The 13,072-nt window shown below is 31.0% G+C and carries 13 protein-coding genes and 1 pseudogene; 7 read left to right on the top strand and 7 right to left on the bottom strand.

Features of this window, described 5'->3' with window-relative positions:
• Nucleotides 1-2: 2 nt before the first annotated feature.
• The gene (locus B5S50_RS19805; RefSeq protein ID WP_217302655.1) at nt 3-401 is read right to left on the bottom strand and encodes a DUF4162 domain-containing protein; all 399 of its coding nucleotides are present in this window, start codon (nt 399-401) and stop codon (nt 3-5) included.
• Nucleotides 402-408: 7 nt separating this feature from the next.
• Nucleotides 409-918, bottom strand: a complete 510-nt coding sequence (locus B5S50_RS19800) for an ABC transporter ATP-binding protein (protein WP_217302654.1) — start codon at nt 916-918, stop codon at nt 409-411.
• Nucleotides 919-1,120: 202 nt separating this feature from the next.
• Between B5S50_RS19800 and B5S50_RS19795 the strand changes: the two genes are divergently transcribed.
• Nucleotides 1,121-1,603 carry a peptide deformylase gene (locus B5S50_RS19795; protein WP_217302653.1) on the top strand — a complete coding sequence of 161 codons (483 nt, stop codon included), beginning with the start codon at nt 1,121-1,123 and terminating at the stop codon, nt 1,601-1,603.
• Nucleotides 1,604-1,733: 130 nt separating this feature from the next.
• Nucleotides 1,734-2,939: pseudogene (locus B5S50_RS19790) on the top strand (IS256 family transposase).
• A gap of 231 nt (nt 2,940-3,170) precedes the next feature.
• Here B5S50_RS19790 and B5S50_RS19785 read toward each other — a convergent pair.
• A complete protein-coding gene (locus tag B5S50_RS19785) occupies nt 3,171-5,168 on the bottom strand; it encodes a M28 family peptidase (protein ID WP_217302652.1) in 1,998 nt (665 codons plus the stop codon).
• Between the two features lie 237 nt (nt 5,169-5,405).
• On the opposite strand from B5S50_RS19785, the gene B5S50_RS19780 reads away from it, so the two are divergent.
• Nucleotides 5,406-6,248, top strand: coding sequence for an aldo/keto reductase (locus tag B5S50_RS19780; RefSeq protein ID WP_217302651.1), 843 nt, complete (start codon nt 5,406-5,408; stop codon nt 6,246-6,248).
• Nucleotides 6,249-6,410: 162 nt separating this feature from the next.
• Complete coding sequence (locus B5S50_RS19775; RefSeq protein WP_217302650.1) at nt 6,411-7,292, top strand: Cof-type HAD-IIB family hydrolase; 882 nt, start codon at nt 6,411-6,413, stop codon at nt 7,290-7,292.
• Between the two features lie 134 nt (nt 7,293-7,426).
• Here the strand turns inward: B5S50_RS19775 and B5S50_RS19770 are convergent, their stop codons facing one another.
• Nucleotides 7,427-7,687: a hypothetical protein gene (locus B5S50_RS19770; RefSeq protein WP_013238435.1), complete on the bottom strand. Its 261-nt coding sequence runs from the start codon at nt 7,685-7,687 to the stop codon at nt 7,427-7,429.
• Nucleotides 7,688-8,021: 334 nt separating this feature from the next.
• On the opposite strand from B5S50_RS19770, the gene B5S50_RS19765 reads away from it, so the two are divergent.
• Nucleotides 8,022-8,300 carry a hypothetical protein gene (locus B5S50_RS19765; RefSeq protein WP_207644777.1) on the top strand — a complete coding sequence of 93 codons (279 nt, stop codon included), beginning with the start codon at nt 8,022-8,024 and terminating at the stop codon, nt 8,298-8,300.
• Nucleotides 8,301-8,397: 97 nt separating this feature from the next.
• Here the strand turns inward: B5S50_RS19765 and B5S50_RS19760 are convergent, their stop codons facing one another.
• Nucleotides 8,398-9,042 (bottom strand): HAD family hydrolase, encoded by a 645-nt coding sequence (locus B5S50_RS19760; RefSeq protein WP_254306634.1) that lies wholly within the window; start codon nt 9,040-9,042, stop codon nt 8,398-8,400.
• Between the two features lie 102 nt (nt 9,043-9,144).
• Entirely contained in the window at nt 9,145-10,056 is a 912-nt protein-coding gene (locus B5S50_RS19755) for a PhzF family isomerase (protein WP_217302649.1), read from the bottom strand.
• Between the two features lie 162 nt (nt 10,057-10,218).
• Between B5S50_RS19755 and B5S50_RS19750 the strand changes: the two genes are divergently transcribed.
• A complete protein-coding gene (locus B5S50_RS19750; RefSeq protein ID WP_217302648.1) occupies nt 10,219-10,575 on the top strand; it encodes a helix-turn-helix domain-containing protein in 357 nt (118 codons plus the stop codon).
• A gap of 84 nt (nt 10,576-10,659) precedes the next feature.
• Here B5S50_RS19750 and B5S50_RS19745 read toward each other — a convergent pair whose 3' ends face one another.
• Nucleotides 10,660-11,250, bottom strand: a complete 591-nt coding sequence (locus tag B5S50_RS19745; RefSeq protein ID WP_217302647.1) for a sugar O-acetyltransferase — start codon at nt 11,248-11,250, stop codon at nt 10,660-10,662.
• Nucleotides 11,251-11,617: 367 nt separating this feature from the next.
• Between B5S50_RS19745 and B5S50_RS19740 the strand changes: the two genes are divergently transcribed.
• Nucleotides 11,618-12,790, top strand: a complete 1,173-nt coding sequence (locus B5S50_RS19740) for a hypothetical protein (RefSeq protein WP_217302646.1) — start codon at nt 11,618-11,620, stop codon at nt 12,788-12,790.
• Nucleotides 12,791-13,072 lie beyond the last annotated feature (282 nt).

Below are 13,072 nucleotides of genomic sequence, written 5' to 3'. Positions count from 1 at the left end.
AGCTATGCCTCCTTTACAATAGCCGAATACATTTCTTCCAGTGAAGCTTCATTTTTCGTAAACTTTTCGATTTCAACTTTCTCTTTAGATAGAACATCAATTATACGCTGTACTTTTATATTGGGAGTAGGAACAAAAAGGAGATTGTTTCCATTTCTCTCCTTAAGTCCTAACTCCTTGATATGTTTTATTTTTTTAAATATTACATCAGTAATTACACTGCTTGTCTGAACTACTACTGTGTCCTTTCCCATTTGTCTCTTAAGTTCATCTAATTTACCATAAAGCTTAATTTCGCCACTGTTGAGCAGAGCAATTCTGTTACAAATACGCTGTACTTCATCTAAATTGTGTGAGCTTAAAAATACTGTCTTGTGTTCATTCTGTGCGATATTCACCATGATATTTCTAAATTCTATCTGTGCAGAAGGATCGACCAGATGTAGGTTCGTCAAGTATGAGCACTTCAGGATCATGAACGAGTGCTCTTGCCAAAGCTAATTTCTGACGCATACCTTTGGAAAAGGTTCCTGCTTTATCCCTTGCCCTATCACTAAGTCCTACAAGCTCTAAAACTCTTGATATATGTTCTTTATTCACGGTCTTACCATATATTTTTAAATAGTATTCAAGATTCTCTTTGGCACTCATGCTATCATACAATCCAGTTCCATCAATCATAAATCCAATATTCTTTTTTGCTTCATCACTACCAACTCTAGATCCCATAATAGAAGCACTTCCTGAATCGGCATGGTAAAGTCCGAGTAATATCCTAATGGTTGTAGTTTTCCCGGCTCCATTGCGGCCTAGAAATCCAAAAATATCACCCTTTTCAACCTCAAAACTTATCCCCTTTAATATATCACGTCCTCCTAATGACTTCTTTACATCCTTAACCAAAATTGATGAATACATATTATCACCTTTCTTTATCTATTTTTATTAGATTTAATCTTTTGTTTACTTAGTTTATTATTGTAGTAAAAGTTATACTTGTTATACATATAATACTACAAAAAAATTAAACATTCAATAGATAAAAATCATACCTTTTTATAGTTATAATTATATGGTACTATTTTATCAAATGCACAACATATAACAAGGAGGCTGTTTTATGATAAAAGAAATACTATTACTTGGAAATGATGCTTTATACAAAAAAAGTTTACCTGTAGAAAAAGAAGACATGGATTCAATAAAGAAAACTGTTTCAAATTTACATGATACCTTAATTGACTTTCGTAAAAAATACAATGCAGGCAGAGCAATTGCCGCTCCACAAATTGGAGTATCTAAAAGATTGATATATATGTATATTGACAAGCCTATAGTTTTTATTAATCCAGTACTTAAATTTGATAATAAAGAAATGATGGACGTAATGGATGACTGTATGTCCTTTCCAAATCTTTTAGTAAAAGTTAAACGCTATAAAGAATGCACTGTAATGTACAAAGATATAAATTTTGCAGATAAAACATTGAAGTTCAAAGGAGATTTATCCGAATTAATACAACATGAATACGATCATCTTGATGGCATACTAGCTACAATGAGGGCCATAGACAATAAATCTTTCTATATAAAAAGCAAATGATCAAACTCCACGAGCCTGTGATAAAAAGTCTGTAAATAAAATAAAAACATAAAGCTTTCTATGATAAAATAAAAATTATAGGAGGCTTTTTTTATGGCAAGAAAAAAAAGATGTTTATAAGGTAAAACCAATAACAGATGGTAAGAGAAATATTATAACTTCTCTCATAAGTGAGTATGATATCAAATCTGCAGAGGATATTCAAGATGCACTGAAAGATCTACTGGGAGGAACTCTTCAGGAGATGCTGGAAGGTGAGATGGACAATCATCTTGGCTATGAAAAGTATGGACGTTCTGATGAAGCTAACTACAGGAATGGTAAGAAAAGCAAGAAAGTACGCAGTAAATATGGTGAAGTGGAGATCGATGTACCTCAAGATAGGAACAGTACATTTCAGCCGCAGGCTGTAGCAAAGCGACAGAAGGACATATCAAGCATAGAAGACAAAGTAATATCAATGTATGCAAAAGGCATGACTACAAGACAAATATCTGAAATTATTGAAGATATATATGGTTTTGAAGCAAGCGAAAGTATGATATCTAACATTACGGACCGCATATTACCAGAGATTGAACAGTGGCAGCAGCGTCCATTGTCTACAGTTTAGCCAATTGTTTTCATAGATGCAGTACATTTTTCCGTTAGAGATAACGGTATAGTAAAAAAGCTTGCTGCTTATATAATCATGGGTATAAATGATGCCGGGATAAAAGATGTGCTTTCCATAAGTATAGGTGAGAACGAGAGCAGCAAATACTGGCTTGGTGTTCTAAATGAGCTTAAAAACAGAGGAGTTAAAGATATCCTCATACTTTGTGCAGATGGTCTTTCTGGCATAAAAGAATCTATAAATGCGTCCTTTCCGGACACAGAATACCAAAGATGCATCGTACATCAGATAAGAAATACACTTAAATATGTATCTTATAAACACAAGAAAGATTTTGCAAAGGATCTTAGGAGTATATATCAGGCTCCATCTGAGGAAACTGCCCATAAAAATCTGGAAGTTGTAACTGAGAAGTGGAATGATAAATACCCAGGATCTATGCGAAGCTGGCTGAAAAATTGGGACGCCATAACCCCTATATTCAAATTTTCACCAGAAGTCAGAAAAGTAATATATACAACAAATGCCATAGAAAGTCTTAATAGCACATACCGCAGATTAAACAGTCAAAGAAGCGTATTTCCAAGTGATACTGCACTTCTCAAGGCACTTTATCTTGCAACATTTGAGGCAACTAAGAAATGGACGTCAGTCCTCAGAAACTGGGGTAAGGTTTATGGTGAACTATCCATAATGTATGATGGCAGACTTCCCGAGTAAAATTTTTATAAAAATAACGCCTTTTTTCTTAGGCGTTATTGACATACTCATTTTTAAATTATATATTTGAAATTAAGACAGAAATATTTTTTTACATAGCTGTCTTTCTAAAATATCATAGAAAGCTAATTTACAGAAAAAATCTCACACTCTCAACTCCACTGTAAAACAGCATTGTTTAATGTTCACTTCACATCCATAGATTTGTAAAAACCTATGGATGTTCTCAATTTAAATTATAGAAATGATTCTTTTCATTTTAACTATTATTTTTTCAATATCAGTTTTTTCCCTAAAAACTATTTCTTTTAAATACATAGCTTGTCTTTTAAATGCTTTTCTCAATTCCGCTATTTCTGCATCTACATCTGGATTTTTTTTGTTGAACTTACTCCTTAAAGATTGTGCCACTTCATATAAATTTTCATTTGGTTTTTCTACTAAATTATAACCCCAGGTATCATTATTTCCATGTGTTACACGCCTTGAAAAAAACTCATAGGTTATTCTATCAAAATCGTAGACATATTTATTAAAATCGATAGGCTTTATATATTTGTTAACAATTTCTTCTAGGCTCTCTCTTCTATTTTTCAACGCTTTAATTGCCTTTTTTAATAAATCAACATTTTTTTCATAGTTTTCATGAGGAAATACAACATTTACTTCCCAATTTAATCTTATAAAACTGTTCTGCATCATTTTGTACAATTGAAAAAGTTTTAAATTAAGATTAGTATAATCAGTATTTTCACCTGTAATGCTAGCATTTTTAAAATTTAATTTTTCTATTTTTGAAGATAATTCTTGTGCATAATGGGAAGCCTTTTTAATAGTTTTTACCAAAGATTTTTCTACAATATTAGAATCTATAGTTTCTCTCATTTTAAAGAAACGCTCATAAAAATCCATTGGTCTAATAGGCACAGCATCTAAATCAAACAATATTTTCCCATATAATATATGATTTAACTTATAAGTTTTAGTGTCAAATCCAAAAGCTTTGTTATCCATAGAACTATGATAAATATTAGTATAATATATACTAGATGTCATAGAATCTCTAGCTGTAATACAAGGAATACCTGTCTTAGTATAACAAAACTCTTCACTGCCAGTAGAAGTTGGTGATATAAATTCAAATTTATAGGCTGTATGATGCAAAATGGGTTTTACACTCTTTTTAGTATATTTTAGTAATTCATCGGATACCATTATCTGAAAATTTCTTTCATTAGGCACAGGAAAATTGCCATCAATATTAATAACAGCAAATGCTTTTTTTGCCCATTCTGGATGAATATGAGTAATTTCCTCGTAGGCTCCCATTGCCCAGTCATAATCTGAATTTTCTTTTCCCCATTCCTCAGCACCATGAGTAATAATTCGTACAGTTTTGTTAGGTTTATATCCACTATCTATTATTGCCTTTGCTATACCTAATATCGTGGAAACTCCAGAGGCATCATCAAAGTAAGAATGATAATATCCATCATAATGAGCCATTAAATATATAACTTCATCAGTTTTTCCAGGTATTTCTCCCCATATATTGTAAGAAGCTTTTTCTGACTCAACATAGGAATGTGCATTTAATTTAACTGTTATTTCCTTATCCGCAGATTTATTTATAAGGTTTTTTAATATATCAGAATCTCTTTTACTAATAGCAAGAACATGAGCATAAGATGGTCCTTCTACTGGCTGCGATATAAGGTACTCTTCATGCTGTACTTTATATTTTGTAACAACAAGAACTGCCTTTGCTCCTTTTAAATAAGCCTGATATGCTGGATACGATATCCAAAAGTCATTTAATGGATCAATACTAATTAACACTAATTTATTTGTAACATCCCCCAAAGATTTATAGTCACTTATTGTTCCATTTCCAGCATCTACAACTTTAAAAAAGTCATCCTTTGCTTCTATACTTGCAGCATAACCTCCTAAAACAATCTTCTGCTCTTGTCCATTTTCATCTTTGTATGAAATATTAGCACCTTTATAAGTCCAACCCCAACTGTAAAACTTGTCCCTATTTAGATTTTTCAACCCAATTCTTTCAAACTCTCTATAAAGATAATTTGCAGTTTCAGTACTTGCTTTCGACCCTGCAGAACGATTTCCAGTAGATTTATCATCTCCAAAACTTGATAGGATATCTATAATTTTTTGAGAATTAACTATATCAATATGCTTGCAAAATTCTCTAAATCCTGCCTTCATAAATAATCCTCCCATTTATTCTATTTTAATAGTTTATTTGCACTACATATTATTCTATATATTTCTAATTGTGATAGTCGCTTTCACTGTGTGCGATGGGTGTGTTAAAAGTGGTATTGATTGGATAAAATAAAAGAATACTTTGACATAATAAATAGAATATGTTGATTTTCTAAAAGTATATTGGTAATATATAAATGCTATTTTGTATTTACTATAATTGGGAGGATGATTAAAATGCAAGATATAAAGAGCTGCACAATTTTAAATAATGGAGTAAAAATGCCCTGGATAGGCTTCGGTACTTATAAAGCTGATGGTCCTTCTGTTATTAACTCAGTAAAAGGAGCTCTCAAAGTTGGTTATGGTCATATAGATACTGCTGCTTTCTATAAAAATGAAGATGGAGTTGGTACTGGGATAAAAGAAAGTGAAGTACCTAGAGAAAAAATCTTTTTAACAAGTAAAGTTTGGATTTCCGATGAAGGTTATGAGAAGACTTTAAAAGCTTTTGAAGCCTCTATTAAAAAACTAAAAACAGATTACCTTGATCTATATTTAATTCATTGGCCTAATCCACTACATAATGAAACCTGGAGAGCTTTAGAAAAGCTTTATAAAGAAGGATATGTACGAGCAATAGGTGTTAGCAATTTTACCACTGGTCATTTGAAAGACTTAATGGCAAATGCGGAAATTATGCCAATGGTGAATCAAGTAGAATTTCACCCTCTGCTAGTTCAAAACGATCTAAGAGAGTTCTGCCAAAAAAATAGTATACAATTAGAAGCATGGTCTCCTTTAATGAGGGGTAAAGTATTTGAAATTCCCCTTCTAAAAGAGCTTGCAAAAAAATATAAAAAAACAGTATCTCAAATCGTGCTTAGATGGGATTTACAAATGGGAGTTGTAACTATTCCAAAATCAACTACTCCATCAAGAATAAAAGAAAATACAGACATATTTGATTTTGAAATAAGTAAAGATGACATGGCTAAAATTCAGCAGCTTGATAAAGGAATAAGGACAGGTTCCGAACCGGATGAAGTTTATGCTAATCCAGATGCATTAAAAAAATAATACTACTAAAAAAAGTATGCCTTCAATTACCACCTATATGTTAAAACTATCTCTCATTATTGTTTTGTATTTATTCCTATTGTATAATTTAATAGAAATCCTCACTGCTAAAATTACAAATGCATTATTATTTCATAAAATTATAGAGGAGGTAATATCTTAATGTATAAAATTGTTTTTATAGATATGGATGGGACTTTACTTAAAGATGACAAGTCAATATCCAATGAAAATAAACGAGCTATTGAAGCTGCTACAAAAAAAGGTGTTAAAATTGTTCTTTGTACTGGAAGACCAATAGATGGAATTAAACATCATCTCTCTGATCTGAATTTAATAGCAAATGATCTATACAGCGTAACTTGTACTGGCGCTAATGTACAAAACAATACTGAGGATAAAATTATTTTTCAGTCGCCTTTTAACAGCAAAGATCTAGAATATTTATATAACATGGCAGAAGACTTAAATCTAGACTTATGTTTTTATAACGATGGTATGTACTCAGTTTATAAGAACAACTTATATGGTAAATTAGAATCTGTTGCAAACAATACAAGATATGAGCTAACTGAATTCAAAAACTTAGTAAAACGTAACAATATACTAAAGGTAAACCTAATAAATGAAAACTCAGATGTTTTAGATCACTATGTACATCATTTTGGCTTTGACATGTCCCCTTACAGTGATTTTAAATTTAGAAGTACCTATGATAAAAATTTGCTGCTAGGCGATAGTTTGCCACAACATTTTTATGAAAATTTTTCAGTACTTAAAACATGTACTTATACCTTTGAAGTATTGAGTAAAAATACTAATAAAGGTACTGGTGTAAAAAAACTGTGCCAATACTTGGACATACCTACTAGCGAGGTCATTTGTATTGGAGACTCTCCAAACGATTTGGACATGCTTAAATGCGCAGGTCTTCCTGTAGCCATGGGAAATGCTTCAGATGAAATAAAGCATACTGCTAGCTATATCACTTTAACAAATGAAGAAAATGGAGTAGCTAATGTTTTAGAAAAGTTCGTGCTGTAACCAGAGCTATATCATTTTTTTCTACTACAGCCTACGCATCCTTCATCTATGACCTTAGGAAGGAATGCTGTAGCCTGTATAGAGTTTAATATTACCTTATCTTAGACTTAGTGTGGTACTTTAGATTTTCTACTTTAATAAACATCTGTAACCTTTGCAACATAGTCATCATATCCTGATTTAGCTAGCACCATAATAGGATGTTCCTGATTCAGTATTTGAACTCGATATGCCTGTGCTTCATCCTTATCAAAATATTCATCTCTATTAACATTTATTTTGCTTCTATCTGCAACCCCATAATCTTCTAGTATTTCTGTAACCCTATTTTCTAAGTCTCCCGTTGGGCATTCAAGCGTCCTAATTCTATCAATTGCCTCATCAATTTTTTTCATTCTATTAACCTCCCATAAGGCATTTTCAAAGAAATAACTAGTCAGTATGATAAAAATATTTGTGGCATCTTTAACTTGTTATTTTTTTTAAATGCCTAAAATAGATTAGTTGTATTTTTATTATGTCCCCTTATTTTTTCTTAATTCTACTCATATCTTAACATTTTAAATTTATCTATTACTTATAATGTTAAAAAATATATATTGGCAACAAGACAAGTAGCAAGTATAATATAATCAATGAGTTAGGGAATCCTAAACTTATGTAAGAAGGAGATGACTAAAAATTAATAGTTTAAATTATTTTAATAACAGAGAAGATTGCAAAAAATTCTTGGATAGTTTTGATTTTAAATATTTTATACCTTATTTTTGTGATTGGGATGGTTATAATAGGTACACTGTCCAGCTTAATAAGGAATGTACAAAGATATTATATTGTTCTTTGGATTCTGTAAAAGATGGATTAGTTAAGGATTCTTTTTATTTTTTTAATGCTGAAAAACTCAAGGTTAAAAATAAAGAGGGAATATTAGTTGACGCTTTTCAACTTGCTGAAGCAGGAGAATCTATAAGAAGATATGTAAGAGGAAGGAAATATATGACAAAATAAGATTACAGTATTAATTCTATTTCTTAAATGTAAAGGTTTAGAGATGAGTATAGATTTATGTAAAGTCCAAATCTATGCTCATTACCTATGAATTCAATCACAAATTCAACAATTCTTTTACCCCGCTGATAGCTAAATAGTAATTTTCAACACTACCAAAACCGTACTTTGCAAATATAAAAGGAATTTCAGCAAGTACCGTTGCCTCATAATCTCCCTGGGTATCTCCAACATATACTACATCATTCAAATTGTTTCTTTTTATAACAAGCTTTATATTTTCTCCTTTGCCCTTACCTGTATTTCCAAAGCATTCAAAGTCTGTAATGTACTTTTCAATTCCTGCCTTCTTCATAAATAATTCAATATAACCGCATTGACAATTACTCACAATAAACAAATGGCATTTTTCTGATAATTTCCTAATGGTTTCTTTTACATCTGGAAACAGCAGGTTATTTGTATTTTCTCTCAAGGCATCCTGCTCATATTTACAACATCTATTAATTATCAACTTTCTTTTACTCTCACTAGCATCATAGAACAAATCATCTGCTATTACATCCATAGTTTTTCCAAACTCTTTTTTTAACACAGAGGATGTTATAAGTGGAGCTGCTTTCCCTACTTCTGAAATTGCCCTGTTCCAGGCTTTTGCTACAATTTCTGTTGTATCCCATAATGTACCATCAACATCAAATATTATATTCTTTATGATAAAAACCTTCTTTCTAATTCTCACTCATGAGAATATAATATTAAACAATGCTCATATAGTCAATACCTGGCGTTAATTATTAAAATTAGTCATAAATGAGCATAATCTACAAATGTAGATTTTTTCCTAATCATTTAATAATAATTCAGTTTTAAATGTTATTACAGCATCTCCAGAAATCTTAACTTCTACTGGTTCTTTATCTTCTATCTTTACCTCAACTTCAATAATTCCTGGCCTTGTTATAGCTTCGCCCTGCATAGCCTTAAATTTAAAGAAAGAATTATTGTGGTGAATAAGGTTGTGATGAACAAGATATGCACCCAAAGGACCATTTGCATTGCCAGTAACAGGATCCTCATTAATACCTATTGCAGGTGCAAACATTCTACCATGTATTAAAATATCATTATCTTGTGTACCAACCGTAAAAACATAATATCCATTACATTTAATAACCTTGCTTAGCTTAGAAAGTGCACCATAATCTGGCTGCAGTGCATTTAAAGTTTCAATACTCTTTATACCAATCATAACTTTAGAATGACCCGTAGACACAATTTCAATTTTATAGTTTTCCAGTAGATCGCTATTTTTTATATTAAGTGCTGCTAAAAGTTCTTTTTTATTCATACCATCAATAATGGTACCAAATTCAATTTTGCCCTGCGTCATAATAATTTTATAATCCTCATTTTTCTTTACTATATCAACAGGTAAAATTCCAGCACCCGTCTTATGATAAACCCTTGACGTATCAAGTCCATTTTCAACAGCACGGGCATAATGAGCAGCAATAGTAGCATGTCCGCAAATTGGCACTTCATTTGTTGGAGTAAAAAAACGTATATGAGCATCATACTCTCTGCTATTTGAAGAAAAGATAAAAGCTGTCTCAGAATTATTAAGTTCTCTAGTAATTTTTTGCATCTCATAATCATTTAATCCATCTGCATTTGTTATTACTCCTGCTGGGTTTCCTGTGAACTTTTCTTTCGTAAATGAATCAATTTGATATAAATTGTACTTTCTTGTCATGACTTTCCTCCCCTAGGTATACTATACATTTACAAATTAAACACTATTTTATTAATCCATAGCAATTAATATCTATGTATACTATAATAGTTTCGTTGGAGTAAACATACAAGTACGCACTTTTTAATCAGATACTTACCATTTGGAAAGAAGGATAGGGATATGAATAAGGACATAATTGAAAAATTTCCAAATCAAAGGAAAAGGCAAAAGGATTTTAAATGTTCTATAGGATTTGCAATGACTGTAATTGGAAGTAAGTGGAGAGCAATAATATTGTGGCATATATTGAAAACTGATCCTATAAGATATGGGGAGCTTAAAAAATCTATTCCTAATATAAGTCATAAGATACTATCTCAAGAATTAAAAAACTTGGAGATGGATGGTCTTATTGAAAGAATTGCTTATGCAACAATCCCACCTAAAGTAGAGTATATGCCTACAGATAGAGGAAAATCCTTAGAAAACATCTTAACTGAACTATGCCTTTGGGGTAAAAAATATATGAATCTATAATTAAAATAATACTGAAAAATATAAGCAAACTAATGCTATACTTACCCCATTACATTAACTTCAAATTGTATTGTTCACTTTATACTACACTTCAAATCCAGTTCTATCTTCTTCTGTAATTTCTCGAATTACTTTACATGGTACACCAGCTGCAACTACATTTGCTGGAATATCTTTTGTAATAACACTACCCGATCCAATAATTGTATTATCTCCAATAACTACACCTTGATTTATATGAACGCCTGCTCCAATCCATACGTTATTGCCTATCTTTACAGGTTTTGCATAACAGGCTCCTGCTATTCGTTCTTTTGCATCTGCTGCATGATTAGAGGTATAGATTCCAACCCGCGGCCCAAATAGAACATTATTTCCTATGTCTATCCCCCCGCCATCTAACATTATACAATCGAAATTAGCATAAAAATTATCTCCTATTGTAATATTGAAACCAAATTCACATCGAAAATTTGGTTCAAAATGAACCCCTTTTCCGATACTTTTCAATAGTTTTTTTAATATTTCTTCCCTTTCATGCTGCGGCTTACCAAAACTATTATTATATTCATTTGTAAGAAATACCGTATTTTCTCTTGCTTGAATTAGTTCACGGGTTAAATCATTATACATTTTACCCAATAAAATCAATTGTTTCTGCTCCTCTAAAGTCATAATATAACCTCCAAAACGACTGTAGTATTTTTTATCATAATATATAATTTATTTGCCTTTATATTTCATTTATAATTTAACATATAACATATATATTTTTTCATATCTATAAATTTATTCTATGTGGTAAATGCTTTTTTTAGTATACATTGTGTTATAGCAAATGAAATTCATAATTTTTTAACATATTTTGCTTAAACTTCTGATAAAAAGAATTTTGTTTATCAACTCAGTTTCCATCAAAAGCAAGCACTTTTTATCTGAATTTTAGGGCTAATTATAATTAATTTTTAAGTTTGACACATATATATATCTACCTTATAATTTAATTACGTAATTTGGAAAGGATAAGGAAGCGAAGATTAATATGATAAATATTATTAAAACTGCAATTGTAACTATAGTGATATCTTTTATATCAGGGTTACTGTTAGATTATTACAAAAATTTAGCACCTAGGCTATTATGTAATATAAGAAGTGCTATGCCTACAAAAAATAATAAAAGAATTCGTGCATACATTATTAGCATTAGTAATATATCTAGTAAAACAATCAATAAGTTAACCCTAAATATACAAAGCCAACAAGCCCACTTAAATATTACAGATGCAAAAATAACAAGAGGATTAAAATTTGATTCTTCACTAAAAGATAATACTTTAGATGTCTACATTCCTTTTTTAAGTAAGAATGATAAATTTTCAGTTACAGTATATGGAGATGATCAATATGCAATGCGCAATAAGCCTGCTATTGTACTCAGATCACCTGAAAATTTTAAACAGATAGATTCTTTAAGACAAAATGGAATTTTAGCTTTATTGTTTAATATACCCAAAAGTATAAGTGAGACAATCTCAAATACAGTTAAAAAACCTGAAGCAATAGTTTCTGATGAAAAGGATGACTTTACAAAAGTTATGAGAAAACCGTTAGGCACTGAAGAAACAGCAAATAGAAGAAATAGGAAAGTACGCTATGGAAATAAGAACCCTGGTAATACTAAAAAGGCACTGATAATTGTTGTATCAATTATTTTGCTTGTATTTGCTGGAGTTTTAGGGAAATCTTATTTAAAAGGGGCATCTGCTAATACCCAAACCCCCGATGCAGAAACTGTCGTTCCAAATCAATCCACTGATGCTACAAATTCATCAAAAGGAACAACTAAAAATTCAAATTCAAAAGCTTCATCTGGACAAACAACTAGAAATTCAGGTTCAAAAGCTTCATCTGGACAGACAACTGAAAATCCAGGCTCAAAAACTTCATCTGGACAAACAACCGAAAATCCAGGTTCAAAAGCTTCATCTGGACAAACAACCGAAAATCCAGGCTCAAAAACATCGTCTGGACAAACAACTCAAAATCCAGACTCAAAAACATCGTCTGGACAAACAACTGGAGGTTCAGATCCAAAATCCTCATCTGGACAAACAACTGGAAATTCGGATCCAAAGGCTTCATCTGGACAAACAACTGGAGATTCAAATTCAGGAACATCATCTGGACAAACAACTCAGAGTTCAGGTAACTAACACAGTAAAATAATATACACCTTATGAAAAATAAGCAGCTATCGCCAATTGATAGCTGCTATTCTTATGCTTTCTTTAGTCTAAGCACCTGAAGGTATCCAAAACTTTTTCTTTTTATACTATATATTTTAAGTTATTTATTTTAGAATACTCTAATTACCAGTTAAAATGTAATATATTGCATTTATATTCTAATTATGCTATCATTCTCGTGTGCATTATGCTGCTTACATATATTGAAAAATCAATTACATATGTATTGCTTCTAATTGAATAAGGTAT

Origin of the sequence: Clostridium sp. 001, assembly GCF_019056555.1 — a bacterium.
Classification (GTDB): domain Bacteria; phylum Bacillota; class Clostridia; order Clostridiales; family Clostridiaceae; genus Clostridium_B; species Clostridium_B ragsdalei.
The sequence above is the reverse complement of the archived record's forward strand: the minus strand, read 5'-3'. Positions and strand labels throughout refer to the sequence as shown.